The sequence below is a fragment of the Chloroflexaceae bacterium genome (assembly GCA_025057155.1).
Taxonomy (GTDB): domain Bacteria; phylum Chloroflexota; class Chloroflexia; order Chloroflexales; family Chloroflexaceae; genus JACAEO01.
Genome location: JANWYD010000008.1, coordinates 140,911 through 167,071 on the forward strand (window position 1 = coordinate 140,911; position 26,161 = coordinate 167,071).

At 66.0% G+C, this 26,161-nt stretch carries 24 protein-coding genes; 14 read left to right on the top strand and 10 right to left on the bottom strand.

All coding sequences use genetic code 11. The features are described from left to right. Positions 1-36 precede the first annotated feature (36 nt). The 6 genes from NZU74_08930 to cobA all read right to left on the bottom strand — a co-directional run bounded on the left by NZU74_08930 (position 37) and on the right by cobA (position 5,758). Positions 37-891, bottom strand: coding sequence for an ABC transporter permease subunit (locus NZU74_08930; protein MCS6881443.1), 855 nt, complete (start codon positions 889-891; stop codon positions 37-39). Further along, the gene (gene pstC, locus NZU74_08935) at positions 888-1,880 is read right to left on the bottom strand and encodes a phosphate ABC transporter permease subunit PstC (protein MCS6881444.1); all 993 of its coding nucleotides are present in this window, start codon (positions 1,878-1,880) and stop codon (positions 888-890) included. Before pstC ends, NZU74_08930 begins: the two co-directional genes overlap by 4 nt. Positions 1,881-1,900: 20 nt before the next feature. Beyond that, positions 1,901-2,869 (bottom strand): extracellular solute-binding protein, encoded by a 969-nt coding sequence (locus NZU74_08940; protein ID MCS6881445.1) that lies wholly within the window; start codon positions 2,867-2,869, stop codon positions 1,901-1,903. A 128-nt stretch (positions 2,870-2,997) separates the two neighbouring features. Beyond that, positions 2,998-4,161 carry a sulfate adenylyltransferase gene (sat, locus tag NZU74_08945; GenBank protein ID MCS6881446.1) on the bottom strand — a complete coding sequence of 388 codons (1,164 nt, stop codon included), beginning with the start codon at positions 4,159-4,161 and terminating at the stop codon, positions 2,998-3,000. A gap of 19 nt (positions 4,162-4,180) precedes the next feature. Continuing rightward, positions 4,181-4,894: a phosphoadenylyl-sulfate reductase gene (locus NZU74_08950; protein MCS6881447.1), complete on the bottom strand. Its 714-nt coding sequence runs from the start codon at positions 4,892-4,894 to the stop codon at positions 4,181-4,183. 75 nt (positions 4,895-4,969) lie between these two features. Then, positions 4,970-5,758 carry a uroporphyrinogen-III C-methyltransferase gene (gene cobA / locus NZU74_08955; GenBank protein MCS6881448.1) on the bottom strand — a complete coding sequence of 263 codons (789 nt, stop codon included), beginning with the start codon at positions 5,756-5,758 and terminating at the stop codon, positions 4,970-4,972. Between the two features lie 462 nt (positions 5,759-6,220). On the opposite strand from cobA, the gene NZU74_08960 reads away from it, so the two are divergent. The 6 genes from NZU74_08960 to NZU74_08985 all read left to right on the top strand — a co-directional run bounded on the left by NZU74_08960 (position 6,221) and on the right by NZU74_08985 (position 14,229). Next, on the top strand, positions 6,221-7,750 hold the full coding sequence (locus tag NZU74_08960) for a hypothetical protein (protein MCS6881449.1): 1,530 nt from the start codon (positions 6,221-6,223) through the stop codon (positions 7,748-7,750). 449 nt (positions 7,751-8,199) lie between these two features. Then, the gene (locus tag NZU74_08965; GenBank protein MCS6881450.1) at positions 8,200-8,661 is read left to right on the top strand and encodes an SRPBCC family protein; all 462 of its coding nucleotides are present in this window, start codon (positions 8,200-8,202) and stop codon (positions 8,659-8,661) included. Between the two features lie 142 nt (positions 8,662-8,803). After that, a complete protein-coding gene (locus tag NZU74_08970; protein MCS6881451.1) occupies positions 8,804-9,067 on the top strand; it encodes a GlsB/YeaQ/YmgE family stress response membrane protein in 264 nt (87 codons plus the stop codon). A 129-nt stretch (positions 9,068-9,196) separates the two neighbouring features. Then, on the top strand, positions 9,197-11,362 hold the full coding sequence (locus NZU74_08975) for a DUF5107 domain-containing protein (protein ID MCS6881452.1): 2,166 nt from the start codon (positions 9,197-9,199) through the stop codon (positions 11,360-11,362). Between the two features lie 422 nt (positions 11,363-11,784). Then, on the top strand, positions 11,785-12,978 hold the full coding sequence (locus NZU74_08980; GenBank protein MCS6881453.1) for a cysteine desulfurase: 1,194 nt from the start codon (positions 11,785-11,787) through the stop codon (positions 12,976-12,978). A gap of 27 nt (positions 12,979-13,005) precedes the next feature. Further along, positions 13,006-14,229, top strand: a complete 1,224-nt coding sequence (locus NZU74_08985; GenBank protein MCS6881454.1) for an exonuclease SbcCD subunit D — start codon at positions 13,006-13,008, stop codon at positions 14,227-14,229. Positions 14,230-14,251: 22 nt separating this feature from the next. Here NZU74_08985 and NZU74_08990 read toward each other — a convergent pair whose 3' ends face one another. Beyond that, entirely contained in the window at positions 14,252-14,518 is a 267-nt protein-coding gene (locus NZU74_08990; GenBank protein ID MCS6881455.1) for a hypothetical protein, read from the bottom strand. Positions 14,519-14,879: 361 nt separating this feature from the next. Between NZU74_08990 and NZU74_08995 the strand changes: the two genes are divergently transcribed. From NZU74_08995 to NZU74_09005, 3 genes are all read left to right on the top strand, one after another. Next, on the top strand, positions 14,880-16,079 hold the full coding sequence (locus tag NZU74_08995) for an alpha/beta hydrolase (GenBank protein MCS6881456.1): 1,200 nt from the start codon (positions 14,880-14,882) through the stop codon (positions 16,077-16,079). Positions 16,080-16,990: 911 nt separating this feature from the next. Beyond that, positions 16,991-17,374, top strand: coding sequence for a YkvA family protein (locus NZU74_09000; protein ID MCS6881457.1), 384 nt, complete (start codon positions 16,991-16,993; stop codon positions 17,372-17,374). A 141-nt stretch (positions 17,375-17,515) separates the two neighbouring features. Next, positions 17,516-17,890: a VOC family protein gene (locus tag NZU74_09005; protein ID MCS6881458.1), complete on the top strand. Its 375-nt coding sequence runs from the start codon at positions 17,516-17,518 to the stop codon at positions 17,888-17,890. On the opposite strand, the gene NZU74_09010 is transcribed toward NZU74_09005, so the two are convergent. Both NZU74_09010 and NZU74_09015 read right to left on the bottom strand, forming a co-directional pair. Then, positions 17,887-18,801, bottom strand: a complete 915-nt coding sequence (locus NZU74_09010; GenBank protein ID MCS6881459.1) for an ABC transporter ATP-binding protein — start codon at positions 18,799-18,801, stop codon at positions 17,887-17,889. The genes NZU74_09005 and NZU74_09010 overlap by 4 nt on opposite strands. Positions 18,802-19,093: 292 nt before the next feature. Further along, on the bottom strand, positions 19,094-20,224 hold the full coding sequence (locus NZU74_09015) for an aminotransferase class V-fold PLP-dependent enzyme (protein MCS6881460.1): 1,131 nt from the start codon (positions 20,222-20,224) through the stop codon (positions 19,094-19,096). A gap of 386 nt (positions 20,225-20,610) precedes the next feature. Between NZU74_09015 and mdh the strand changes: the two genes are divergently transcribed. From mdh to rsmA, 3 genes are all read left to right on the top strand, one after another. Continuing rightward, on the top strand, positions 20,611-21,540 hold the full coding sequence (gene mdh, locus NZU74_09020) for a malate dehydrogenase (GenBank protein MCS6881461.1): 930 nt from the start codon (positions 20,611-20,613) through the stop codon (positions 21,538-21,540). A 107-nt stretch (positions 21,541-21,647) separates the two neighbouring features. Further along, complete coding sequence (locus NZU74_09025; GenBank protein MCS6881462.1) at positions 21,648-23,396, top strand: sensor histidine kinase; 1,749 nt, start codon at positions 21,648-21,650, stop codon at positions 23,394-23,396. Beyond that, on the top strand, positions 23,393-24,280 hold the full coding sequence (gene rsmA, locus NZU74_09030; GenBank protein ID MCS6881463.1) for a 16S rRNA (adenine(1518)-N(6)/adenine(1519)-N(6))-dimethyltransferase RsmA: 888 nt from the start codon (positions 23,393-23,395) through the stop codon (positions 24,278-24,280). The genes NZU74_09025 and rsmA overlap by 4 nt, the downstream gene beginning before the upstream one ends. A gap of 87 nt (positions 24,281-24,367) precedes the next feature. Here rsmA and NZU74_09035 read toward each other — a convergent pair whose 3' ends face one another. Further along, positions 24,368-24,619 (bottom strand): hypothetical protein, encoded by a 252-nt coding sequence (locus NZU74_09035; GenBank protein ID MCS6881464.1) that lies wholly within the window; start codon positions 24,617-24,619, stop codon positions 24,368-24,370. 232 nt (positions 24,620-24,851) lie between these two features. Here NZU74_09035 and NZU74_09040 point away from each other — a divergent pair, with 232 nt between their 5' ends. Both NZU74_09040 and NZU74_09045 read left to right on the top strand, forming a co-directional pair. After that, complete coding sequence (locus NZU74_09040; protein MCS6881465.1) at positions 24,852-25,592, top strand: prepilin peptidase; 741 nt, start codon at positions 24,852-24,854, stop codon at positions 25,590-25,592. Positions 25,593-25,691: 99 nt separating this feature from the next. Then, on the top strand, positions 25,692-26,153 hold the full coding sequence (locus tag NZU74_09045) for a hypothetical protein (protein MCS6881466.1): 462 nt from the start codon (positions 25,692-25,694) through the stop codon (positions 26,151-26,153). Positions 26,154-26,161 lie beyond the last annotated feature (8 nt).

The window sequence follows — 26,161 nt, forward strand, 5'->3', positions numbered from 1 at the left end:
CGAACCGAAGGGCGCAACCTTTCCCGACCCTCTATCCTAGCGAATAACATGCCGTCCAAAACGATGCAGCACCACATAGGCCAGCATCCCGAAGGTCAGCACGATGACGGTGAGCACGAGGGCCGCGGCGTAGGCGCGCTCCTGCACCTGCGGGAAGGGCGTGGCGAGCTGAAAGAAGATCGCCAGCGGCAGGGAGGCTGCCGGCTCAAACAGCGAGCGCGGCAGCGCGCTGGTGTAGCCCGCAGTGAACAGCACCGCGGCCCCGTCGCCGATCGCCCGCTCGAAGGCCAGAAACAGCCCGGCGAGCAGCCCGGGGATGGTCTGCCGCAACAGCATGACCGTCAGTTCCAGGCGAGTGGCGCCGACGGCCAGGGTGGCCTCGGTGAGTTCGGGCGGCGCCATGCGCACCACCTCGTCGAAGGTGCGGGCGAGGATGGGCAGGATCACCAGAGCGAGGGCCACGCTGCCGGCCAGCAGCGAGGTGCGCAGGCCGAACTGCAAGAGGATGGCCAGCACAAAGACGCCGAAGACGATGCTGGGCATGCCCCAGAGCACGTTGAGCGCCAGACGCACGATCGCGGCCAGGGCCGTGCCCCGCCCGTAGGTATTAATGTAAAGCACCACCGGCACGGCCACCAGCGCGGCCAGCGCCGTCGCTCCCAGGGCCAGGCAGAGCGATCCGAGGATGGCATTGAGGATGCCGCCCTCGCCGCCGAGCAAGAAGTTGGCCGCCGGAGGCTGGCTGATCATCTCCCAACTGAGGGCCGCCGCGCCACGCAGCGTGATCGTCAGCAGGATCGAAGCCAGCCCGATCACCGCCAGAAGCAGAGAGAGGCGCATCAGCCACAGGAAGCAGAGGCCCTCAAGCCTGCGCAGTCGCTTGCGCGTCATTGCCGGTCTCCTCTGGTGCGCGTCAGAAAGAGCCACGCCCCGATGTTGAAGCTCACGACCACCAGCAGCAGAGCCAGGGCCGCGCCCATCAGGGCGCCCTCGTAGAGCGGCGCCGACATCATCTCGCCGTAGTTGTTGGCGATCAGCCCCGACAGGGTATAGCCGGGGTCGAAAAGCGAGGCGGGCACGCGGGGCATGTTGCCAACCACCATCAGCACCGCCAGCGTCTCGCCGAAGGCCCGCGAGAAGCCGAGCACCACGGCGGCGCCGACCCCTGGCAGCCCGGCGCGCAACAGGACGACCTTTGTCACCTCCCAGCGGGTGGCGCCCAGGGCGTGGAGCGCCTCGCGCAGTTCACGGGGCACGGCGCGCAGCACCTCCTCGGTAACGGCGACGATGATAGGGAAGATCATCAGGCCGAGCACCATGCCGGCCGCCAGAATGCTGTAGCCTGAGGGGTTGGCGCCAGCGAAGAGGGGGAAGGCGCCACCCAGGAGGCGGTCAGCCCGGGGCGCCAGGTGGTCGCGCACCAGCGGCACGATCACCAGCACCCCCCACACCCCGTAGACTACCGGTGGAATGCCCGCCAGCAGGTCAGTGACCGGCTTGAAGGCCAGGCGCGTGCGGCTGGACATGTATTCGGCCAGGTAGACTCCGCTGAGGATGGCCGTGGGCACGGCGAGCAGCATGGCCACCAGGGTCACGGCGATGGTTCCGGCGATGAAGGGGGCCATGCCGAAGAGGCCGCGCAGCGGCTGCCAGGTGGTTGAGAAGAGCATGTCGGCAAGAGGGTGGCCGCGCAGGATGGGCAGGGCGCGGAGAAGCAGAACGCTGGCGATGGCGATCAGCAGGCCGATCAGCGACCAGGCCAGCGCGCCCATCACGCTCTGACCGATGCGATCCTGAAGGCGGCGCAGGCGCTGGCGATGCGAAGCGGGACGGGTCGCCTCGCGCGTCGGCGCACGCTCGGTTCTCTGCGAAACATACATCGGCTTTCCCTGTAGAGCAGCTATGGAGCTTGCAGCAGAACCAGGCCTTCCTGAACACTCTCAGCGCTCAGCCTGACGAATCCGGCGGCCTCGACCAGAGCCTGGCCGTCGGTAAGCATCCAGCGGTAGAACGCGGCGATGGGGGGCGCGGGCGGGCCCCTGGTCACCAGGTAGAGCAGGCGCGCTGGCGGGTAGGGATACCTGCGCGCCGCCACCGCCGCATTGAGCGTCTCGCGGCTGGCGTAGAAGTCTTCGTCGGTGGAGATCACGCCGTCGCCGTTCAGGTCAATCGGCACCACGCGCAGCCCGGCGAGTTGTCGCCCGGTGGCCGGGTCGTAGACGAAGGCGATGTTGTTAAAACCGATGCCCCGCCTGTCTCGACGCACCGCCTCGGCCAGGCCCGGGTCGCTGTTGACGGCGATCCCCCGCAGGTCCTCCTGGGCTGTACCGCCGAGAAAGAGCGCCCAGACCTCGGCAGCGCCGCTCGAATCCGCACGGGTGTAGACCGTGATGGGGGTGGCGTCGTTGTTGCCGACCAGCGCGCCCCATGTTTGGGTCTCCTCAGTGAGCCAGAGGGCCGCACCCTTCGCGGGCGTGATGCCAGCGGCAAGCACCCGCTCGAGCTGGGGATTGTCGGCATTCACCGTGGCGACCACGGCGTCAATGACCGCAGGCATCAGGTAGGCTCCCCGGTCAAGCTCCTCCTGTCGGGGCGCGCGCGAGAGCATGGCGATGTCAGCCACGCCGCTGAGCACGTCAGCCATGCCCTTGCCTGCGCCACCGGCCTGCACGTCGAAGGTGACGTCGGGGTTGAGCTTACGGTACTCGTCGGCCCAGAGCGTCATCATCGGGAAGAGGGCGAAGGCCCCGGAGACGCGGATACGCACCTCCTTGCCGCCTGGCCCTGCCGCGGGCGCGCCCTGGCCGCAAGCGGCGACCACCAGCAGTAGCGCGGCCAGAGGCCACAGGAGCGTGGATCGCGAATACATGGTTCTCTCAGGCTCTCTCTTCAGACTGACGAACTTCCAGGAGACCTGTCCGGGCATCGGCGCAGCCTCCGCCACCCCCGGACTCGCCCCGCCCAATCCCAAATCCAAAATCTAAAATCCAAAATCGCCTACGCAACCCGCAGGGCCTCGATCAGCACCCGCGCGACCTCGGGGCGGGTGAACTCAGGCGGGGGGGCCTGGCCGGCTCGCAGCAACTCGCGCACCTTTGTGCCGCTGAGAGTGAGGTGATGGCTGCTATCGTGGGGACAGGTGCGCGACGAAGCCACGCTGGCGCAGGTGCGGCAGTAGAAGGTATGCTCGAAGCGCAGGGGCGTAATCGCCAGATCGCCGGAGCGCAACGTATCGAAGATGCGCTGGGCGTCATAGGTGCCATAGTAAGTGCCCACCCCGGCGTGGTCGCGCCCGACGATGAAATGGGTGCAGCCGTAGTTCTGGCGGGCGATGGCGTGCAGCAGCGCCTCGCGGGGACCGGCGTAGCGCATCGCGGCGGGAAAGACCGCCAGCAGCGCGCGGGTGGCGGGGTAGTAGCTCTGGAGCAGCACTTCGTAGGAACGCACGCGCACATCCGCGGGCAGGTCATCGTCCTTGGTGGCGCCCACCAGGGGGTGCAGGAACAGCCCGTCCACCAGTTCCAGGGCCGCCTTCTGGATGTACTCGTGGGCGCGATGGACGGGGTTGCGCGTCTGGAAGCCCACTACGGTGCGCCACCCTCGCTCGGCGAAGGCCCGGCGGCTCTCGGCGGGGGTCAGGCAGAGATGGGGAAAGGGGCGGGGCGGCGAGTCCAGCAGCCAGACCTCGCCGGCCAGGCGCGCTGCGCCCTGGGCGTAGAGACGCGCCACGCCGGGGTGGGCCGCATCGGTCGTGCGGTAGACCTCGGCGGCCTCGCGCCGCGGATCGGCAAGGTAGCGTTCGCGCAATTCGAGCAGACCGGCCAGACGGCCATCGGGGGCCAGCAGGGCGACGGGCTGACCCTCGCGCAACCCGCGGGCCTCGGCCTCATCAACGGGGAGCGTGATAGGGATGGGCCAGAGCGTGCCGTTTGCCAGACGGGCCTCGCCTACGACCCGATCATAGTCGGCCCGGCCAAGAAAGCCGGTCAGCGGGCTGAAGGCCCCGGTGGCGATCAACTCAAGGTCGGAGAGACCGACATCACTGAGGGTCACGCGGGCCGCGCCGCTGAGACGGGCAAGGGCCTCTTCGCGGGCGCCGCCGCGCAGCACCCGGTCAACCAGGGTCCCGCCATGGGGGGCAATCGTGGATGTAGTGGTCATGGTCGCTCCACAAGCTAACTTAGGTGTGAATTCCACACTCAGTCTTGGCAAAACCGCTCCAGCGCCCGGCGCGCGGGTTGTCGGCGCTGGCCGGGCGGGTGCAGGGCGCACAGCCGAGGCTGGGGTAGCCCTGATCGAGCAGTGGGTTGTAGGGCACGTTGTGCGCGCCGATGTAGGCCCACACCTGGCGCGCGCTCCAGGCAGCCAGGGGGCTGAGTTTCAGCAGACCGTACTTCGCGTTCCAGGTCACCAACTCTGTGGCGGCGCGCTGGGCGGTCTGCTCGCGCCGGATGCCGCTGATCCAGGCCTGGTAGGGGCGCAGGGCCTCGGCAAGGGGCGCGACCTTGCGAATAGCGCAGCAGCGATCAGGATCGCGGCTGTACAACGCCGGGCCGTGCAGGCGCGCCTGGTCTTCGAGGCTGAGAGCCGGACGCTGGCGGATGACCGGCAGGCCATAGCGCCGCTCGACTTCCGCGACGAGGGCGTAGGTCTCGGGAAACAACAAGTCGGTGTCAAGGAAAATCACCGCAATCGGCAGGCGCTGGCGGGCGATCATGTCCAGCAGCACCATGCCAGCGGCGCCGCCGAAGCTACATGTAAGCGCCGCGCGGTCGCCAAACTCCGCCGCGGCCCAGGCGAGCAACGCCTCGGGGGGAGCATCACGGAAACGCCGATTGAGGGCCTGCACGATCGTGTCGTTCCAGCGAACGGGGCTGTGAGCGGTTGCTGTCATTGGCGCCTCTTCATACGATTTTGGATTGTGGATTTTGGATTGTCGTCCAGGGCGTTCCGAATCAACATGACGCAATCAATCAGCCGCCGCGGACACCGTCAGCCGGCGGGCCCGGGCCGGATCGAACCAGGCCAGCGCGGCGTGCAGATTGACGACCTCCCCGACAACCAGCAGCGTCGGCGGGGTCATGCCGGCTCGCTCGCTCGCTTCGGCGATGGTGGCGAGATCGGCGACGACTTGCGCCTGCTCGGCAGTGGTGCCCCAGCGGATAACGGCGGCGGGGGTCGAGGCCGGACGCCCGGCCTCGATCAAGCGCGCGCTGATCGAGGCCAACCGGCCCGTGCTCATCAGGAACACCAGAGTGTCAATCCCGCGGGCCAGGGCCTGCCAGTGCAGGCGCGACTCAGCGCGGTCGGCGGCTTCATGCCCGGTGATCACGGCGAACGAGGCTGCGTGGGCGCGATGGGTGAGGGGGATGCCGGCGTAGGCCGGCACGGCCACCGCCGAACTGACGCCCGGCACCACCTCCCAGGGGATGCCGGCGGCGACGAGGGCCTCGGCCTCCTCGGCGCCACGCCCAAAGACGAACGGATCGCCGCCCTTGAGGCGCACCACGCGCAGCCCCTGCCGCGCCCGCTCGATCAACAGGCGGGTGATCCACTGCTGGGGGCGGGCGGGGCCGCCAGCGCGCTTGCCGGCGTCTACGATCTCCGCGCCGGGGCGGCACTCCTCCAGCAACTCCAGCCCGATCAACGCGTCGTGAACGACCACATCGGCGGCCTGCAGGCGCCGCAGCCCCTTCAAGGTGATCAGCTCGGGGTCGCCCGGACCGGCGCCGACCAGCGAGACAAGGCCATATGTCATCGGGCATCTACCTCTGGTAAGGATTGCCGGAGCTGCTGGCTCCGCGACGCGTGTCGCGGGCAGTCATAATTTAATATATGTGATCAATTTTGTCAAATATAAGTCGGGCGGCATGGTCTGCCGAACGCGTTGGCGTCGCAGAGAGCGCGGAGGGGTGCAAATGGCTTCCAGAGGCCCATCCTCTACGCTACGTTCCTCTGCGTGCTCGGCGGTAAATCTGCAAACGTATCCGGGCGATGGGCCTGGTCTGGGAGGGCTTCACCCCGGCCCCTCGATGAATAGCGGGTGTGGACGAACCTGGTTTCCCCATGCCCCCGCACAGAAGTGCGGTATACTACTGCGAGCAAGAGGATGGCGAAAGCCGGTTTTTGGAGCGCAACATTGTTTGCTCCAACGATATGGCGCACCTGAGAGGGCGTGGCCCGTCTATGGGTATTGACGGTGCGTGTATGGCGAGGTTCTATGTCAGCAACCACTCTGGAGGGGATTCAGTTCGTGGCGGGGGCAGACGGTGAACGCAGCACCACCCGGGCCAACAAGGCAATCTGTAGCGCGGCGCTGGACCGGGTCAATCCGTCGGCGGCGCAGGCCGCGCGCGACGAGGCCAACTGGCGAAAACGGTACCCCCGCCATCTGCGCGCCCTTACTGAGGCCGGGATCGCCCGCCCCGAGAACGCGCTGGCGATAGCCTCCGCCGGGCTTGCCGCCGCCTGGGAGCAGGTGGAGTTCATCCGCGACGGGGCCGCGTATACGCTGGCCGAGGCGATGCGCCACCCCCGTCCGGGCGCGCTTTTCAGCATCGAACTCCGCGGCCAGGGATCGCCGGCCATCGAACCCTGGTCGCTGCCCTACCGCGGTCGGCAGCTTCAGGGCGAGGCGTTGCTGGCCCAGATCGCCCGCTGGGAAGAAGCCGGCATCATCGAACCGAGCCACGCCCGCGCCCTGCGGCGGGTCAGCGCGCATCCCGAGTGGTTTGACCTCTCCGACCGCACCCTGGTGCTGCTCGGAGCCGGATCGGAGGCCGGGCCGCTGGCCGCCCTGGCCGGCTGGCGCGCCAACATCGTGGCGGTTGATCTGCCCGACCCGGCGCGCTGGGAGCGCATCGCCGGCCTGGTGGTCCGCGGCAATGCCCGCCTGATTGCGCCGGCGCGCCAGCCGGTCGCCCCCGATGCGCCGGTAGCGCAGCGGGCGGAGCTGGCCGGCGCCGATCTGCTCACCCAGACGCCGGAGATCGCCGCCTGGCTGCTCTCCCTCGATACGCCCCTCGATATTGCCGCCCTGGCCTACCTGGACGGTGAACGGCACCTGCGCGTCTCGCTGGCGATGGACGCCATCATTGCCACTGTCAGCGCGACCCGTCCGGAGACGACGCTGATGTACATGGCCACGCCCGCCGATGTGTTCGCGGTTGATGAGGCCCTGGCCCGCGCAACGATGCAGAACGCCCTCGAGGCGCGCCCGCTGGGGCCGGTTGCCGCTGGCGTGCTGCGCGGGCTGAGCGGCGGGCGACTGCTCCAGCCCCACGTGCGCGGCCTGCTCGATGGCGGCAACGGCAAACGCTACGGCATCGTGGACGGGATCTTCGTCGAACAGGGGCCGAACTACGCCCTGGCCAAGCGCCTCCAGCAGTGGCGCGCCATCACCGCCCGGGCCGCCGGGCAGCGGGTGGCGATCAACGTGACCCCTTCGACCATGACCCGCTCGGTGATCAAGAACCCGGCCCTCAAGGCCGGCTACGACGGCGCCGATCTGTTTGGAATCGAGATCTTCGAACCCGAAACCACCCGCGCCTTGATGGCCGCCCTCTGGGTGCACGACCTGCGCTGCACCGACTGCCCCGCCGATCCCGCCTACCCCCTGGCCCATCCACTGGAGTTGTTGACCGAAGGCGCCAACCACGGCGGCCTGTGGCGCTGCGGCTTTCTGCCGCGCACGGCGCTCCCTATGGCCGCGCTGATCGGCTATGCGCGCGGCAAGTTGCGCCGGAATTGAGCGGTAGCTGGTGTGACCGTCACGTCCTCCGGTCGCACTGCCCACTTCGTGGCAAGTTGCGCCGGAATTGAGCGGTAGCTGGTGTGACCGCGGCCCCGTATTGCGCGTCTTAGCTTCAGGTACTCCAAAACGGTACAACGATCAAACGTGAAGACCAGGGAGGACAGGCTCTCCTAGCAACCGCTTCCCATGAGTTGCCGTTGGAAGGAGCGCAGCCACGTATAGCCTCCTCCCAACCCCGGTGCGGCCCGCGGCGGTCTTGCGCCCCGGCGAACCCCGGCACGTTCGCCACGCGCAGGACCGGCGGAGCGCGGAGGCCCCGACCCTCCGCGCCTCCTGCGAATGACAACCCGGATGGCCGCACAGGGAAACCGCGTCCCGGAACAGCAGCTTCCTTGCGCCCTGTGAGTGCAAGGTGACACGCCGGACAAACCGGAAAGGAGACGGATATGGCCGTTACGTTCGAGCAGCACGTGGATATCAACGCGACCCCCGAAACGGTCTGGGAGTTGATCACCGACGCGTCGAAGTGGCCGCTGTGGATCGAGCAAATGGAGCAGGTCGAGGGCCTGACCGAGGTGGCGCCGGGGGCCTCTTTTCAGTGGCGCCAGGGCAACAACAGCGGCACGGGGGCCGTCCTGGACGTGGACCAGAAGCGGATGGCCCTCAAACTGGCCACCCGGATGGGCAATGATGAGCGCCACCACACCTTCGACATTGACCGCTCGGGAGGTTTTTTGAGTGTCGGGGCCAAAGACTCGCGGGTGCGCTACACCTACGCCTATGACGTGCCGGGCGGCTTGCTGGGCAACTTTGTGGCCGGCGGCAATCCAGCCGACGCCATGCGGGTCAAGAATACGCTCCAGAAACTCAAGCGGCTGGCGGAATCGGTTCCGCAGGTAAAGAATTGACGTGCCGCACGGTACGCCGGCCGGCGCGTCATTGCTCCGATGCTATCGCGCCAGAGCGCCGGCACACGCTGGCCCGGGTCAAACTGCTCTGACGAGCGTTAAACAGTACTACAAGCCGCTCTGCGGCTAGAGGGAGGGCGTGATGATGGGCTTCATTCTGTGGATTGTTATGGGTCTGGTCGTCGGCGCGGTGGCAGGTTTCGTCATGCGCAGCAGTTATCCCTGGTTCGTTGACTTGCTGCTGGGTATCGTTGGCGCGTGGCTGGGTGGCTGGCTTACATCAATTATCCTGGGGGTGGACCTGACTACCGGCTTTAATCTAACCACGTTTCTGGTGGCGACGGTTGGAGCGATTATTGTGATCGCCCTGAGCCGCCTGGCTTTCCGGGGCCGTTCGGCGTTGTGAGCCTGTCTCGGCTTGCCTGCATGCCGTTTCGTAGCGCAACCGGGAAGGTTGCGCTACAGTTGCGTTATGGCGGAAACTGGCCTTTCCCGCGCCCCTGCTGGCGGTCTGGCGAAACACAGTAGGAATGTTGTGCGCTATCACATCTTTCGGCAGCACCGCCGTCTCCCGCCCATCGTTCCCCTCTCCGCGCTGATCCTCCTGCTCGCCCTGACCCTCTGCCCGCCAGCGACCCTGGCCAACCCCGCCCCGCCCGATGGTTTCGCCGACCCGGCCTTCCGCGACCTCTGGGCGCGCGCCGATCTGTCGGTGGCCAGGGGGGGCGCCGGTCGGTCGTGGACGTGGGGCGCCCTGCCCGGTGAGCGGCGCTACGAGCGCTATGATCAGGCGCCCGGCGGCGCGCGCCTGGTGCAGTACTTCGACAAGGCGCGCATGGAGATCGGCGACCCTGCCGGAGACCGCCGCTCCTCCTGGTTCGTGACCGCCGGCCTGCTGGTGGTCGAGATGATCGGCGGGCGCGTGCAGGTCGGGGCGACGACGTTCGTGCCCCGCGCGCCAGCGGCCATCCCCGTGGCTGGCGATCTGGCCGATAATCCTGACGCGCCCACCTACGCCATGCTCGCTCCTCTGGCCGGGGCCGGGCGCGAACCGCCCCGCCTCGGCCAGCCGGTCAGCGCCGCCTTCGGCCCCGCCGGCAACGGCGCCGCCCCGGACCTGGCGCGGCCCGAAACCGCCATCGCCCGGTACGATGAGGTGACGGGCCGCAATGTGCCTCTGGTGTTTGAGCGTTTCATGGACCAGCAGCGCGCCTGGCTCGACCCGCTCTTCGTCTTCGGGCGCCCGATCACCGAGCCGTTCTGGACCCGCGCGCGAGTGGGCGGGCGCGACACGCAGGTGCTGGTCCAGGCTTTCGAGCGCCGGCTGCTCACCTACACCCCCGCCAACCCCGAACCCTGGCAGGTGGAGATGGGCAATGTGGGCCAGCACTACCTGCGCTGGCGCCACGGCCACGCATTGCAGTACGCTCGCCCCGTGTCCGCCCAACCGCTCAGCGTGCGCGAGACCACCCTGGTGATCCCGACCTACGACCTGACGCCGGCGCTGCGCCCCACCTCGCCCGATGATCCCATCTCTCCCTACGAACGGCTTGAGTTGAGCCAGGTCGGCCCGCTGCGGCCTCGTGCCTACCGGGCCGTAGTGGTCGAGAACCGCTTCCTCAGCCTGACCTTTCTGCCAGAGGTGGGCGGGCGTCTGCTTCAGGCAGTGGACCGCGCCAGCGGGCGGGCGATCTTCTACCAGAATCCAGTGATCAAGCCTGCGCCCTTTGGTCAACGCGGCTGGTGGCTGGGGGTAGGCGGGCTGGAGTGGGCCGTGCCCACCGAGGAGCACGGTTATCTGGAACATCTCCCCTGGGACCTGACGGTGAGCCGGGGCCGCGACGCGCTGACCGTGCGTAGCACGATCACCGAGCGGCAGCGGGGCTTCGCCGTGAGCGGCAGCGTCACCCTGCGGGCCGACGAGGCGCGCTTCACGGTGCGCCTGGCGGCGCGCAATTCCTCCGGCGCCGCCGAGCCGCTCCAACTGTGGACCAATGCCATGCTCAGCCCGGCTGGCGACAACCGGGTGGGGCCGGGTCTGCGCTTCGTGGTCCCTACCGGGCAGATGATCGTCCATGCCACCGGTGACGCGGGGCTGCCCGGCCCGCGCATGGGCATCGCCTGGCCGCGCCACGATGGGCGCGACCTGAGCGACCCCGCCACCTGGACGGGGTACCTGGGCGCCTTTACTCCTGAACCGCCGCCGTTTCTGGCAGTCTACGACGTGAGCGCCGACAGCGGCGTGGCCGTCGCGCACGGTCCGGGCGTCGCTGGCGGCAAGATCTTCGGCTTCGGCCCGCGCAACGATCCGCGTCTGTACACCGACGACGACAGTAGCTACGTCGAGCTCTGGAGCGGAGCCCAGGCCACCTTCTGGGACAACCCGCCCCTGGCCCCCGGCGCGACGCGCGGCATCGAGAGCGCCTGGCTTCCGCTGTGGGGGTTAGGCCGCCTGGTGACAGCCACGGCGGACGGCGCCCTCGGCCTCGCGCGCCGCGACGACGGCGGCCTGACGGTGACCCTGGCGACGCCGCGGATTGTCCCCCGCGCGACAGTGAGGGTGAGCCTCGACGGGCGCGAGGTTTTCCGCAGCGCCCCCCTGACCCTGCGACCCGATCTGCCCCTGGCCATCGAACTGCCGCCGGGCGCGGAGGGAAAGGTGCGCGTCGAGGCCGCCGGCGCGCGCCTTGAGGCGCCGTAGAGTCGGGGCCGTGATGGCCCCGCCGCCGTGCGATGTATGGCGCCATACCCGGTGTGACGAAACGTTTTGCATGCTCCCCACTGCGCGAAGCGGACCGGGTTTCAGGAGCGCGCGGCGTCCGTTCCCGGCGGACGCCGCCCCGCCCCCTCCCTGACCCTCCCCCGCTGGGGGAGGGAACCGCGCTCCTCCCCCCAACGGGGGCAGGCCGGGAGGGGGGCGCCCACCGGCGCCGCGCCGCGGAGCAAACCGGAAACTAGCACCGCGCGCGAACCAGCGGGATGCTTGCCGGGTTCCGGGTCGCCAGACGCCTGCTCCCCCATCCTGCAGAACGTTTCGTCGCACCCCGCCATACCCTGGCACCCATTGCACGTGAATCGGGTATGGTATACTACCATCTGTGTGCCTCTCCGGAGGAGTCACTGATGAGCGAGCGTATCATTTATCTGGATCACGCGGCCACGACCCCGCTCGATCCGCGCGTGCTGGAGGCGATGCTGCCCTACCTCACGCAGCACTACGGTAATCCATCAAGCATCCATCGCCTGGGGCGCGCGGCGCTGCAGGCCCTCGACGATGCCCGCGAACAGGTGGCTCTGGTGCTGGGATGCTCGCACCGTGAGGTGATCTTCACCGGCGGGGGAAGCGAGAGCATCAACCTGGCGATCAAAGGCGCGGCCCTGGCCCGGCGCGCGGCGGGCGTGCGGGCGCACCTGATCGTCAGCGCCATCGAGCATCACGCCGTCCTGCACGCTGCCGAATACCTCCAGCAACACCACGGGTTCGAACTGACCCTGCTCCCCGTAGACGAGCGCGGCCTGGTGCGGCCCGACGATCTGCGCTCGGCGTTGCGCCCCGACACGGCCCTGGTGTCGGTGATGTACGCCAATAACGAGATCGGCGTCATCCAGCCCATTGCCGAGCTGGGGGCGATCTGCCGGGAGTCTGGCGTGCCCTTCCACACCGACGCGGTGCAGGCCGCGGGGTCGCTGCCCCTCGATGTCGAGACGCTCAAGGTGGATTATCTGAGCCTCACCGCTCACAAGTTCTACGGTCCCAAGGGCGTCGGCGCCCTCTACGCGCGGCGAGGCGCGCCGCTGCTGCCGCAGATCAACGGCGGCGCCCAGGAGCGGCGGCGGCGCGCCGGCACCGAGAACGTGGCCGGCATCGTCGGTCTGGCCGCGGCCCTGACGCTGGCCGAAGAACGGCGCCCCACCGCCGCCGAGCGCCTGCGCGCCCTCCGCGACCGGCTGGTGGATGGGGTGCTCGCCGCCGTGCCGAATAGCTGGCTCAATGGCGACCGTATCCAGCGTCTGCCCGGCAACGCCAATCTGGGCTTCGCTGGCATCGAAGGCGAGAGCCTGCTCCTGCTGCTCGACCAGGCGGGCATCTGCGCCAGCAGCGGCTCGGCCTGCACCAGCGGGTCGCTCGAACCCTCTCACGTGCTGCTGGCTCTGGGCCTCTCGCCCGCCGCCGCCAACGCCTCGGTGCGCTTCTCGCTGGGCCATGGCATCACCGAGGCCGACATCACCTGCGTGCTTGAGACCCTCCCGGCCCTCGTGGCGCGCCTGCGGGCGGTCGCCGCGCAGGGCGCCGAACGCGAGCCGATCGCGGCTTAGCCCGCGGGCGACGCAGAGGCGACCGGCATGAAGATCCTCCATCTCGCCGATCTGCACATCGGCGTCGAGAACTATGGGCGCCTCGATCCCGCCACCGGGCTGCACACTCGCCTGGCGGATTACCTCGAGCGCCTGGACGAGGCGCTGGATCTTGGCCTGCAGGCGGGGGTAGATCTGGTCCTCATCGCCGGGGACGTCTACAAGAACCGCTCGCCCAACCCCACCCACCAGCGCGAGTTCGCCCGCCGGGTGCAACGCCTCCGCGCCGCCGATGTAGCGGTGTTTATCCTGACCGGCAACCACGACATCTCCCCGGCGGCGGGCCGGGCCCACTCGGTGGAGATCTTTCGCGCCCTGGAGATCGAGGGCGTGACCATCGCCGACCGCCCCCGCCTCTACGAGGTGCCCACCCGCGTCGGCCCGGCGCGCATCCTCGCCGTTCCCTGGATCACGCGGCAGATGTTGCTCAGCCGCGAGGAGTTGCGGGGCGCCTCGTTCGCCGACATCGAGTACGAGCTGCGCCGGCGCCTGGAGCGCTTCATCGAGGAGCAGGCGCGCGGCTTCGATCCGCAACGACCGGGTATCATCACCTTTCACGGCAGCCTCGACGGCGCGCAGGTCGGCGCCGAACGGGTAATGACCCTGGGCCAGGACCTGGTGTTGCCCCGCTCGCTGTTCATCCACCCCGGGGTGGCCTACGTGGCCCTCGGCCACATCCACCGCCACCAGGTGTTACACCACGACCCGCCAATGGTGTACCCCGGCAGCCTGGAGCGGGTGGATTTCGGCGAGCGTGACGAGCCAAAGGGTTGCGTGCTGGTGGAGATCACCAACGGAAAGGCCCGCTGGACGTTCCATCCGCTGCGGGCGCGCCCGTTCGTGAGCATCGAAGAGGATCTGCGCCGCAGCAGCGACCCCGCCGGCACCCTCGCCGCGCTGATTGCGCGCCAGGACCTGCGCGGCGCGGTGGTGCGGGTGGAACTGCGGGTCACCCGCGAGCAGGCCGACACGCTGCGGTCGGAGGAGATCCGCCGCCTGCTCGATGACGCCGGGGCCTTCGTAGTGGCCGGGATCGTGTTTCACGTGGAACGCGCCGGCCGCCGGCGCTTCGCTGCCGCCGAACCCGAATTGCTCGACGGCCTCACCCCCCGGCGCGCGCTGGAACTCTACCTGCGCGCCAGACAGCCGCCCCTCAGCCCGGAACGCATCGCCGCTCTGCTCGCCGCAGCCGATGAGCTTATGGGAGCGTGATTGGCGTGTGCGCGCAGCGCGTTCAGAGGCGGTGTTGATCGTCACCAAAGAGGTCCGGCGCTATATCCTCGAAGCCGCAGACGACTTTGACCGCGAAGTGGCTGCGCTGGGGAACAGCCGGGAATTCGCAGACTTTCCGGCGGAACGGCGGAAGGAGCCAGGAAGAATAGCGCTCGAGGACATCGAACGGCGTCTCAAGCCGCTCGAAGGCGAATAGCGCGCGCATCATCGCTTTTTGCTCCATGTCGGAGACATGACCCTGCGGTTGCCGTCCAGCAGCGTAGGGCATTGATTGATGTCCGTCGCAGCCGGCGCGGGCGGGTATCAGGCGGACGAGCGGCAGCGGAACGCCGTGGCGAGGCGGGAGACGGATGGCTGTCCGGCTAATCTTGCAGAGGGGGGGTCAGGCAGACGCATGGCGGTCGAACGCCCGAATAGGGCAGGAATAGACGGACAGCTATCGGCCTGATATTGATTTCTGTTGAATATTGTGCATGCGTAACATTGCCGGATCTCACTGAGGCGACGTATACAGCAATCCAAAATCCACAATCCAAAATCCGAAATGGATATAATATGGCGCCTGCGGGAATAGGCGGCGGCAGGCGGGCTGCTTCATGTTGGGCGGCAGTAATTGTAGAGGAGTCATTATGGGACAAGAAAGGGTATTTCAAAGACATCAGCAACACATCTTTTTCAAGAATCAAGACCTTGACTTCTACCTGTCATGGGCGATGGGATTCTCAACTTATCAAGGGGCTGAACTTGGAGAATGCTTGTATATCGCATCGCAAATCAACGAAAGCGATCCGGCAAGCTGGGTAAGAGCATGGAAAAGTATGGCGGCACACTTGGAACAAGCGGCTGCGTTTATGCAAACCAAAAGTCGCTTGGTGAGCGCCCGTGAAACCTATCTGCGCGCGATGACTTATTACCGCTTTGCTTCCCTTTGCCAGTCCCCTCAAGATGCCGATTTGCCTACCACTTGGCAAAGAATGAGAGAGTGTTTTCGCAAGGTAGCCGAGTTATCCAATCCACCCGTAATCCCACTTCAGATACCTTTTGATGGCAAGACGCTCACAGGTTACTTTATGCGACCCGATGCCACAGGCGCCAGGCGTCCAACCCTGCTGGCAGTCAGTGGTGGCGATGGTGTGGCTGAAGATATGTATTTCTTTGGCGGCGCGGCAGGCATTCGGCGCGGGTATAACGTCTTGATGTTTGAAGGACCTGGGCAGGGTCAGGCAATCCTCGATGGAATGAGTGTTCGTCTAGACACTGAGGCGCTAGCACATCAGATCGTAGATTTTGCATTGGGGCTGCCTGAAGTGGATGGAGAACGGTTAGCGATTTACGGGATCAGCGGCGGTGGTTATGCTGTCACCAGAGCCGCCGCGTTTGAAAAGCGCATCAAAGCGTGTATAGCGAATCCGTCCATCATTGACCTCTCGCGCCTGATTCAATCAGAATGGGCGGCATTCCAAAAAGCCCCAAACGCCTTGAAGGAAATGTTGCTTAGAATCATTACGCGCCGCAATCCTGTGGTACAGGTTGCGTTGAGCAAATTACTTTGGTCTATGGGCGTTAACCGAATTACGGAGTATATGGAGAAAGTCAAGCAGGCGCGCGTGGAGGTAGAGCAGATCGAATGTGCAATGTTGTGCATGGTGAGCACGGCTGATCCAGCAGAGTGTATTCGACAAACGCACGAATGTTATGATCGGCTACGCGGGCAAAAAGCTATCCGCGTGTTCACAGCCGAAGAAGGTGCAGAAGCTCACTGCCAGGTGAATAACCTCAGTCTTTCCAATCAAACGCTGTTTGATTGGTTGGATGAGGTTCTGATGTAGCAGAGTGCCGCCCAACCTGCGCATCCAGCCGACGCCGCCGGAGGCGGCGCGGCTGACGCGCAGGGCGTTCGCCTGCACCCATCGACCTCGTATCCACCACGAGCACCCGAACCTTCGACCGGCGCCATTCCTGGCTACCGGTGCCAGTTGCGACACCAGCGTGCTATAATCGTGGACGTGCGAGAGCCGATATGCGAGGTGTATGTGACGGTCCAGACGAAAGAGCCGATTCTGGCCCTGTTACAGGCGCACCAACTCCAGTTGCGGCGCTTTGGTGTGCGACGCTGTGGACTCTTTGGTTCATTTGTGTGGAATGATCAGCGTGATGTGAACATTCTGGTCGAGTTCGAGCCAGAGCAGAAGACGTTTGATCATTATCATGCAGCTTGCCTTTTTCCACGAAGATTTGCTTGGCCCCAAGGTTGATTTGATCACGACTGAGTTATTAAGCCCGTACATCGGCCCGCATATTCTATGTGAGGTTGAATATGCAACTGTCAGTGCGCGAATACCTCCGGAGGATTGAGATTATCGGCGAAGCGGCAAAACACATCCGTGACTCGCTCCGGCAGATACCCCACGATGCCAATGTTCGATGAAGGCGGCGAATGCATCGAACATCAATCAAATCATCAACGACTGAGTCTCTCTGCAAGCCCTGTCGGGCGTTGCCCCTGAAGTCCGCTGACGGCCACGGCAAGCCTGCAAAGTTTGGCGAGAGAATCCGCCCATCGGAACCTTTTCTTCAAGCGGGTGAAAGAAAACCGGCCCATCTATTCAGTGCGGATCGATTCGGAATCCTGAGCGTCGGGTCTCCTCAAAGAAGATACAGTCACCTGATTCTGGATTGGCGCACACGATGGGTATGACCGCTGGGCGGGCCAATCGTGACAACCTCAGGGGTGATGGCTGTGATTGCCGAACTTAAGCAACGCGCCCGCGCTCTAAAACGAGAAGTTTACGCTCTGTATATCGCTGCTGGTGATCCGCGAGTTCCCTGGTACGCTAAAGCCGTTCTCGGTCTGGTGGTAGCGCATACTTTTAGCCCTATAGACCTGATTCCAGACTTCATTCCTGTTCTTGGCTATCTCGACGACCTGGTGATAACTCCTCTGGGCGTCATCATTGCTTTGAAGATGATCCCGCCTGAAGTAATGGATGAAGCTCGGCGGAAGTCCGAAGAGATGGTGCAGCAGGGCAAACCGATCAGCCGCGCCGGGGCGATGATGGTGATTGCCATCTGGCTGGTTATCATAATCGCTATTGTATGGTCAATTGTGAATGCGATAAGGTAAGGGTAAGTCGCCTGTTCGTTTCGTTCTCAGGGGATCAGGGTCCAGATGCCAGTATTCCCGCTTAACCTTGATTCATTGGTATTGGCAGTGTAAGACCGCAATCGAAAATCCAGAATCTACAATCGGAAATATGGAGTCGCCATGCGAAACTGTAATCAGCTTGACCTGATTGTGCGCGATGTTCCGGCTGCCACTGCCTTTTTCCGCGATGTCGTCGGTCTACCTGTCCGCGTTGAGGATGCGCGCTTCGCCGAACTCGACGGCGGGGCCATAATGATTATGCTCAGTCCTGACGCCCTCGTTCCCGTACAGGAAGCGGCAGGGGTTATTTTGCATATCCAGGTGGATGATGTGGAAGGCGCCCTTGAACGGGCGCGCCGCTCCGGCGCAGCCGTTCTGCTTGAACCGACACGAACGGATTGGGGCACAGAGTCGGCGATGATTGCCGGACCAGAGGGCATCATTGTAGACTTCTACCGGCAGGTTGGTCCGCATCAGCCAGAAGCGGCGTCTTAGCGCTCCTTCCGAGTTTCCAGTTCCGGTAGACAGCGCGCCAGACCGCGCCGCTCCGCGGTTACCTCAAACACGCGCGCCCCGGCGCTCACCAGGGCGGCGATCAGCCCCGGAGCGGCTTCGGGGCCTGCTGCCACCCGCAGGGCGCCGCGGCCCGCTGGCAAGGCCTCATAACCGAAATGGGCCGCCACTGCCGCGACGATTGGCAGAGGTTCGGCCGTGATCAGCAGTGCATCTTCGCCGCGCAGGAAGTCCTCGATCGGGCCATACGCCAGCAGATGCCCCTCTCGGAGCAGCGCGACGTGGGTGCAGAGGCGCTCCACTTCCTCCACCCGCTGGCTGGCAAGCGCCAGTGTCAACCCTTCCCCGTGCAGGCCCCTGAGCACGCGATGCAGGGCCGCAACCCCCGCAGGATCCAGATCAACGGTCGGTTCATCCAGGAAGAGCAGGCGGGGTCGGTGGAGCAAGGCGGCGGCGATGGCCAGGCGCCAGCGCTCGGCATTGGCAGCCTCGCGGGCAGGCGCCCCGGCGCGCGCCTCCAGATCCACCCGGCGCAGCGCCATATCCACCGGCGCCGCCGCGCCCTGGCCCCTCAGCACGGCCAGCAGGCGCAGATTGGCCCGCAGCGACAGGCTGCCGATCAGCGGCGGGACCGCCGTGACCACGCTCGTAAGCGCCCGAACGGCTCTCCGCTCGCGCCGCAGATCGTGGCCAAAGATCGCGCCGCGCCCGCTGGCGGGACACAAACGTCCCGCCAGCAGCCTGATGAGGGTGCTCTTACCTGCGCCGGGCGGACCGAGCAGGCCCAGCAGCGCCCCTGCCGGGACCGCCAGGCTCACGCTGGCAACGCTGCGGCGCAGCCCGTCGTATCTGGTCAGCCTGCTGGTCTCGATAGCCAGTGACGTCGCAGGCATGGCGCCAATTCCTGTTGAACCGAGTGCATGCGCATCATCGTCAGCTCGCCCTGGGAACCCAGACACGGCAATCCGAAATCCAAAATCCAAAATCCAAAATCCGAAATCCAAAATCGGATAACGGCCTCCCGGTCTCGACTCCCGCCAGAAGTGTAACGCGTGGCAATCCTCTGCGCGTCAGCGCACGGCGCGATCGGGAGTTGCCGATTGCGCTGTAGAGGGGTCGTACCAGAGGCGGAGCGGGGGGGCCTGGCGTGGAGATGGATCAAGCATTCCGGTCGGCGCTCTGGCATCAAATCCGCTCCAGGGCGGCGAACAGCCGGTCGAGGTCGCCGCTGTCATTAAACGGGCCGGTCGAGACGCGCAGGGCGTTCCGTTCGGGAACAGCGCGCACCAGCACCCGCTGCGCCCAGAGCGCCCGCAGCAGTTCCACGGCGTCGAGCCGATCCGCGACCTGGAAGCTCACCAGGGCCGAGCTGTGCTCCCAGGGCCCTGGTGAGAGCAGCCGCAGGCGCGGGTGGGCCGCCACCCGGCTCTTCAACTCAGCGGCCAGGGCGGCCATATGCGCCTGAAGCGCCGCCGCGTCTCGTTCCTCCCACCAGTCGAGCGTGGCGTCCATCCCTTCCCACAGCGGCAGTGCCCGCGTGCCAAACTCGAAGCGCGCCGCCGTGGGCTGAAGCGTCGGAACCGGCGCGTCCTCGCGCAATGACCCTGCGCCCACATGGGCCGGCGTCAGCCCCTCCAGCCGGTCAGGGCGGACGTAGAGCAGTCCGACGCCCTTGGGTCCCAGCAGCCACTTGTGACCATTGCTCACCAGGTAGTCGCACTGGAGGGCCGTCACATCGAGCGGCAGTTGCCCCAGGGCCTGCGCAGCGTCGAGGAGCACCTCGACGCCATGGGCATGGGCCAGGGCCACGGCCTCGACAGGAGGCAGGCGCGCGCCCGTCTGGGAACTGACCACGCTGACCGCCAGGAGGCGCGTGCGCGGGGTCAACGCCGCGGCCAGGTTGTCCAGGGTGGTTTGCGGATCCATTGCCAGCGAGAAGCGGCGCAGCCGCAGCCGGCCACGGAAGGCCAGGTAGGCGAAGGGGTTTTCGACGGCAGGATGCTCCTGATCGCTGATCACCACCTCATCGTCGGGGCGCCAGGCGATGCCGGCAGCCACCAGGTTGACGCCATCACTGGCATTGCCGGTCAGGGCCAGGGTCGCTGGAGAGGCCCCGATAAGCGCCGCCAGGCGCGCGCGCACCCGCTCGCGCGTCGCTAAAAGGTCATAGTGGGCAAAATAACCCTCGCGCTCGTAGCGTGCCACGGCGGTCAGGTAACGCCGCAGGGCCGGTTCCGGCATCAAGCCGTGGGTGCCCAGGTTGAGATAGGTCAGATCGGCCAGCGCGGGAAAATCGGCGCGAACGGGGCTAAACATAGGTCCCTCCGTAGACTCCAGGCGTGTTTCGAACCCGGACATTCTCCGCCAGGCAGGCGTTCTATGGTCCTCCATAACCGATGTGTGGAGATGTGGAGGTGTGGAGGTGTGGAGGTGAGGGCCATCTGGTCGGGCGCGTTTCAAACATGGTATCGAGTCGGAGTTCAGCAACAGTGGCGCTCGTTGCCGCCGCGATGCTCGTGGCCGGGGGGCCGCGCTCCTGGTACGCCTGTGGAGCCAGCGACGGCTTATAATACGCCGGGATAGCCGTCTGCGCGGCGCGGCGCACACGTTATGCTACAATGCTGCCATGTCGTAGGCGCCATGCCCGACAGGATGCTCGTGGCGGGAAGGACCGCCGATCAGCCACGCAGAGGAGGCCACGTATGCGCAAGAAGATCAGTATTATCGGGGCAGGGTTCGTCGGATCCACGACTGCTCACTGGTGCGCCGCCGCGGAACTCGGCGACATTGTTCTGCTCGACATTCTGGAAGGCATCCCTCAGGGCAAAGGGCTTGATCTGTACCAGGCCGGGCCGATTATGGGCTTTGACGCGCGGATCAGCGGCACCAACGACTACGCTGACACTGCCAATTCCGATGTGATTGTCGTCACCTCCGGCGCCCCGCGCAAGCCGGGGATGAGCCGCGAAGATCTGATCAAAGTCAATGCTGACATCACCCGCGACTGCATCAGCAAGGCCGCGCCTCTCTCGCCCAATGCAGTGATTATTATGGTCAATAACCCGCTTGATGCCATGACCTACCTCGCCGCCGAGGTCAGCGGCTTTCCCAAAGAGCGGGTGATGGGGCAGGCCGGCATCCTCGATAGCGCTCGCTACCGCACCTTTATCGCCATGGAGACCGGAATCAGCGTCGAGGATATTCAGGCGATGCTATTGGGTGGCCACGGCGACGAGATGGTCCCGCTCCCGCGCTTTTCGACCATCGGCGGCATCCCGGTCACCGAGTTCATCCCCAAGGAGCGCCTCGACGCCATCGTAGAGCGCACGCGCAAGGGCGGCGGCGAGATCGTCAATCTGCTCAAGACCGGCAGCGCCTACTATGCCCCCGCCGCGGCCACCGCCCAGATGGTCGAGGCGGTTCTCAAGGACAAGAAGCGGCTCATTGCCGCCTCGGCGTATCTCACCGGTCAGTACGGGCTTTCCGATATGTACTTCGGCGTTCCGGTGATCCTCGGTGCCGGGGGCATCGAGAAGATTATCGAACTGCCCCTCAACGAGGAAGAAATGGCCCTGCTCAAGAAGTCGGCGGACGCGGTGCGCGCGACCCTTGAGACCCTCAAGACGCTCTGATCTGGCCGGAGGCATGAGCGTGGAGCGCTCATGCCTCCCCATCTGCTCGCAGGAGATCCGTGAAGGCGACGACGGCAAGGAACCTTGCTCCTCAACTTAAAACGGGTGTGGATCGCTGGCGATTCCCCGGTGGCGAGCGCTTTTACACGGTGGCGCGCTGGTTGACTGTCGTCCTCCTGGCGGCAGTGACCGGTCTGCTCACCGGCGCACCGCTGTGGCCGCTCACCACTGAAAGCCCGCCGCTGCTCATGGTGCTCTGGGCCTACGCGGGCTTCAGCCTGCTCACCACCCTGGCCCTGTTCATTCCCGCCGCCGACCACCTGCTCAGCCTGGCCTATGTCGTTGACCTGCTGTTCATCGCCTTGATGACCTTCTTCGGCGGTGAGCAGGTGGTCATCTTTTTTCCGCTCTACCTGGTCCCGCTTATCAATGCGGCGCTCCGCCATCCACCGCTGGCGAGCCTGTTCTCCGGCCTGTTCGCCGCGCTGCTCTACGTGTTCGCCTTTCTGGGCTGGCGCCTGATCATCGCCGCCGAGAGCGCCCCGCCCATCAATACCCTCGATACCGTGGGTCTGGGCCTGCGCGCCCTCACCCTGGTCTATGTGCCGCTGCTCACCAGCGGGCTTGCCGAACGCTGGAGCGAGAACAACCGCGCCAGTGTAGTGCAGGCCCGCCAGCAGGCCGAAGAAGCCCTCGCCGAGGCGCGCGCCTACCGCGACCAGATGCGCTCCCTCTACGAGGTGGCCTATACCCTCTCCACAACAGTCGACTACCGCCAGGTGCTCGAGACCACGCTGCGCGAGAGTCGCAAACTGGTGCCCTTTTCAACCGGGTTCGTGCTCCTGGCTTCCGGCCAACCCGACGAACTCTACGTCGCCGCCAGCCAGTCCCTCGCGCCGGCTGATCAGGCGCGGCGCATTACGGTGAGCAGCGGCTTGTTCGCCGCCCTGCGCAGCGTCGAGGCCCGCATTGTGCCTGATGTGGCCCGCGAACCCGATTTGCAGAGTTTCGAGACCCTGCGCTCCTGCACTCGCGCCTGTCTCATTCCCCTGCGCGCCGGGATGCGCACCTACGGCCTCCTGGTGGTGGCCAGCGACGCGCCCGACGCCTTCTCCGGCGAACAGGTCGCCAACCTGACCGCCCTGGCCAATTATGCCATCATGGCTCTGCACAACGCCCAGTTGATCTTCGATCTGAAGGAAGAGCGCAACAAGCTCATTTCCAAGGAAGAGCAGGTGCGCCACCAGCTCGCCCGCGATCTCCACGATGGCCCCGCCCAGGCTCTGGCGGCGATTACCATGAACGTGGAGTTTATCAAGCGCCTGCTGGAACGCGACCCCGACCGGGTCGTCGAGGAGCTTGACAAGCTCAGCAGCCTGGCCAAGCGCACCACCTACGAGGTGCGCACCATGCTCTTCGAGCTGCGCCCGCTTGTGCTTGAAAGCCAGGGCCTCCGCGCCACCCTCGAGCAGTATCTGGAACGCTTCAAAAATGGCGGCCAGGAACCGCGGATCATCCTCGAAGCCGGCGACCTGAAAGATGTGCGGCTGGGGACCAAGGCCGAAGGCACCCTCTTCAATATCATCCAGGAGGCCATCAACAACGCCCTGAAGCACGCCCGCGCCGCCCACATCTGGGTGCGCCTGAGCCACGAAGGCGATCATCTGGTGACCGTGGTCCAGGACGACGGCGCCGGCTTCGATATGCAGAGCGTGTTGCGCTCCTACGAGAAGCGGGGCTCCTTCGGCCTGCTGAACATTGACGAACGCGCCCGCCTGGTCGGCGGGCATGCCGAGATCACCTCAACCCCCGGCAAAGGCACGACCGTGAGGGTCATCGTACCAATCGAGTCGTGAATCCTTACCTCGATCCCCGGCGCGTGCGCGCCGCCCTGCGCGCCCTCGACCTGCGCCCGACGCGGGGCATGGGGCAGAACTTTCTCATCGATCCTGGCGCCCTGGCCACGATTGTCGAGGCCGCCGCCCTGCGGCCCGATGACCTGGTGATCGAGGTCGGGCCGGGCCTCGGCGTGCTGACCTGGGAACTCACCCGGCGCGCTGGCTTCACCATCGCCGTCGAACTGGATAAGCGCCTGGCGGCGCGCCTGCGCGACGAATTCGCCGGCGCCCCCTTGCGGATCGTGCAGGCCGACGTGCTGCGCGTCACCCCCGGCGAACTCCTCGCCGCCGCCGGGCGCCAGCCGCCCTACAAGCTGGTGGCCAACCTGCCCTACGCCATCACCGCGCCCGTGTTGCGCCACTTCCTCGAGGCCCGCGAACCGCCCGACCTGAGCGTGGTGCTGGTGCAGTGGGAAGTTGCCGAGCGCATCACCGCAGCGCCCGGTGACCTGAGCGTGCTCGCCCACGCTGTGCAATTCTATGCCGCCCCCGAGATCGTCGCCCGCGTGCCCGCCAGCAGTTTCTATCCCCAGCCGGCGGTCGACTCGGCGGTGCTGCGCCTGCGCCGCCACGACGCCCCGCCGGTCGAGATAGACGATGCCAATACGCTCTTCCGGGTGATCAAAGCGGGCTTCCTGCACCCGCGCAAGCAACTCGGCAACGCCCTTGCCGGCGGCCTGGCCGCGCTGGGGGTCAGAGTCTCCCGCGAGCAGGCCCTGGCAGCGCTGGAGCGCGCCGGCATCGCTCCTGCCCGCCGCGCCGAGACCGTCACCCTCGCCGAGTGGGCCGCCCTCACCCGCGCCCTCGCCCCGTTGCCGGGGGTAGATCAGGGCGAGGCGTGATCCTTGCCGGGGCTGAGAGGACAGGGCCAGGAGAGCGCCGGCCAGGCGCGGGAGGGAGTCGGGTGACGCCTTTCCCGTTCCCTGTGGTTATCGCTGCGCTATGCACGGATCGACCTGCAACATGTTCATCGCCAGCAGCGGATCGTAGAGCGACGCCAGCCGGTAGCACCGCGCCTCGAACACCGGAAACGCATGTCGGGGATCGGCGCCGAAGGAAGCGGTTGCGGTCGCGCCGCGCAGATCGGCCAGTTTGATCCTGGGCGCCGGTTGCTCTGCGTGCTGGCGAGAATGGAAGGTTGCACCCGCAATTCGAGGCCGATCCGCAGGCGCGGCCATCATAATCCCATCGCTCCCCCGCGCCCAATCCAAAATCCCACACCCCCAATCCAAAATCCAGCGCGCCCCGCCCCATCCAAAATCCAAAATCCAAAATCTAAAATCCAAAATCCATCCTGGTCGCACCTGGCTGGTATGATACAACGGGTGGGATCTGCCCGCCCGGCGCGGAGAGGAGCGTTGCCCATTTCCCGGCGCGCTCCGCCGCTGAAGCAGTACAGGTACGGACACTCGCATGCTTCCCGCGCTTTTCGTCTTTCTGGCCGGACTGGTGCTCGGCGCGCTGCTCAACGTGCTGATCATCCGCATTCCGCGCGAACGGCGCCTGCTGGGCTGGCCCCGCTGCACCCGCACGGGCGCGCCCCTGGCCCCCTGGCAACTGATCCCCGTGGCGGGCTGGCTGTTCCAGCGGGGCCGCGCCGCCGACGGGCGTCGGTTGCACTGGATCTATCCCCTGGTTGAGCTGATTACCGCGCTCATTCTGCTGCGGCTCTATCACCTCTACGGCTTCGGTCCGGGCTTCTTCTACCTGGCCTTTGTCTGCGCAGTGCTGATCGTTACCGGGGCGATTGACTGGCTCTACCGCTACATCTACACCTTCGTCATTCTCGGCGCGGCCCTGGTGGCCCTGATCGCCGGGCCGCTCGCCGGTCTGAACTGGATCAATGTCGCCCTCGGCGCCCTTACCGGCGGCTTCGTCTTTATGCTGTTTTATCTGGCGGCGCGCCTCCTCTTCCCGGGGGCTGGCGTGCCGTTTGGTCTCGGCGATGTCTACCTGGCCATCTTCATCGGCGCGGCGGTAGGTCTGCTCAACCTGGCCCCGGCGCTGTTCTACGGCATGCTCCTCGCCGGCGTCGTCTCGGCGGGCATTCTCATTGCCCGGCGCGCCGGCCGGCCCACGCCGACCTATATCGCCTACGGCAGTTACCTCTGCCTGGGTACGCTCCTGTTCATTGCCCTGGGCGGCATGGGGTGATGGGGAAAGAGCTGTAGGCGCACCCCTGAAGGTTGTACCCACGAGAACACTGGTGTTCGTCCCGCCAGTACCAGGCAGCGTATGATCTGGACGGGGGATATGCAAAGCATTCCGCTCACCATCGAACAACGAAACGTTCTTAAGGCCATCGCCTGGCTGACAGCAGGAGTGGTAGCCGTTGTCATTGTCGGTCTGGGGGCGCTGCTGTCGTGCATGTTCATCGTTGCTGGCGACGTGCTGTTAATCAGGATCCTCATCGGCCTGTTTCTGCTCCTCGCGCTTACAGCGCTCGGGCTCACGGCGTGGCGCACCTACAATCTCGCGCTGGACGCGCGCGACGGGGTGGCCCTTGTCCACACGGCGCGCCTGACGCGCAAGTACAGTTCCGCGCGCAGCCCGAAACACTTTTACGCCGTCTTTGACGCCTCAATTACCATTCAGATACCCCACACCGTGTGGGAACCCCTTGAGCCGGGACGGAGCTACCTGATCACCTACAGCCCACGTTCGCGGATAGGCTGGCAGGTGGAACCGTATCCCGGAGATACCGATTTCGCATAAGGTTCCTT

Bases quoted from the DNA above. Each gene is read 5' to 3' on its own strand.
- NZU74_08930 (MCS6881443.1), bottom strand. From the start codon at position 891: ATGACGCGCAAGCGACTGCGCAGGCTTGAGGGCCTCTGCTTCCTGTGG.
- pstC (MCS6881444.1), bottom strand. From the start codon at position 1,880: ATGTATGTTTCGCAGAGAACCGAGCGTGCGCCGACGCGCGAGGCGACC.
- NZU74_08940 (MCS6881445.1), bottom strand. From the start codon at position 2,869: ATGTATTCGCGATCCACGCTCCTGTGGCCTCTGGCCGCGCTACTGCTG.
- sat (MCS6881446.1), bottom strand. From the start codon at position 4,161: ATGACCACTACATCCACGATTGCCCCCCATGGCGGGACCCTGGTTGAC.
- NZU74_08950 (MCS6881447.1), bottom strand. From the start codon at position 4,894: ATGACAGCAACCGCTCACAGCCCCGTTCGCTGGAACGACACGATCGTG.
- cobA (MCS6881448.1), bottom strand. From the start codon at position 5,758: ATGACATATGGCCTTGTCTCGCTGGTCGGCGCCGGTCCGGGCGACCCC.
- NZU74_08960 (MCS6881449.1), top strand. From the start codon at position 6,221: ATGTCAGCAACCACTCTGGAGGGGATTCAGTTCGTGGCGGGGGCAGAC.
- NZU74_08965 (MCS6881450.1), top strand. From the start codon at position 8,200: ATGGCCGTTACGTTCGAGCAGCACGTGGATATCAACGCGACCCCCGAA.
- NZU74_08970 (MCS6881451.1), top strand. From the start codon at position 8,804: ATGATGGGCTTCATTCTGTGGATTGTTATGGGTCTGGTCGTCGGCGCG.
- NZU74_08980 (MCS6881453.1), top strand. From the start codon at position 11,785: ATGAGCGAGCGTATCATTTATCTGGATCACGCGGCCACGACCCCGCTC.
- NZU74_08985 (MCS6881454.1), top strand. From the start codon at position 13,006: ATGAAGATCCTCCATCTCGCCGATCTGCACATCGGCGTCGAGAACTAT.
- NZU74_08990 (MCS6881455.1), bottom strand. From the start codon at position 14,518: ATGCCCTACGCTGCTGGACGGCAACCGCAGGGTCATGTCTCCGACATG.
- NZU74_08995 (MCS6881456.1), top strand. From the start codon at position 14,880: ATGGGACAAGAAAGGGTATTTCAAAGACATCAGCAACACATCTTTTTC.
- NZU74_09005 (MCS6881458.1), top strand. From the start codon at position 17,516: ATGCGAAACTGTAATCAGCTTGACCTGATTGTGCGCGATGTTCCGGCT.
- NZU74_09010 (MCS6881459.1), bottom strand. From the start codon at position 18,801: ATGCCTGCGACGTCACTGGCTATCGAGACCAGCAGGCTGACCAGATAC.
- NZU74_09015 (MCS6881460.1), bottom strand. From the start codon at position 20,224: ATGTTTAGCCCCGTTCGCGCCGATTTTCCCGCGCTGGCCGATCTGACC.
- mdh (MCS6881461.1), top strand. From the start codon at position 20,611: ATGCGCAAGAAGATCAGTATTATCGGGGCAGGGTTCGTCGGATCCACG.
- NZU74_09035 (MCS6881464.1), bottom strand. From the start codon at position 24,619: ATGATGGCCGCGCCTGCGGATCGGCCTCGAATTGCGGGTGCAACCTTC.
- NZU74_09040 (MCS6881465.1), top strand. From the start codon at position 24,852: ATGCTTCCCGCGCTTTTCGTCTTTCTGGCCGGACTGGTGCTCGGCGCG.
- NZU74_09045 (MCS6881466.1), top strand. From the start codon at position 25,692: ATGCAAAGCATTCCGCTCACCATCGAACAACGAAACGTTCTTAAGGCC.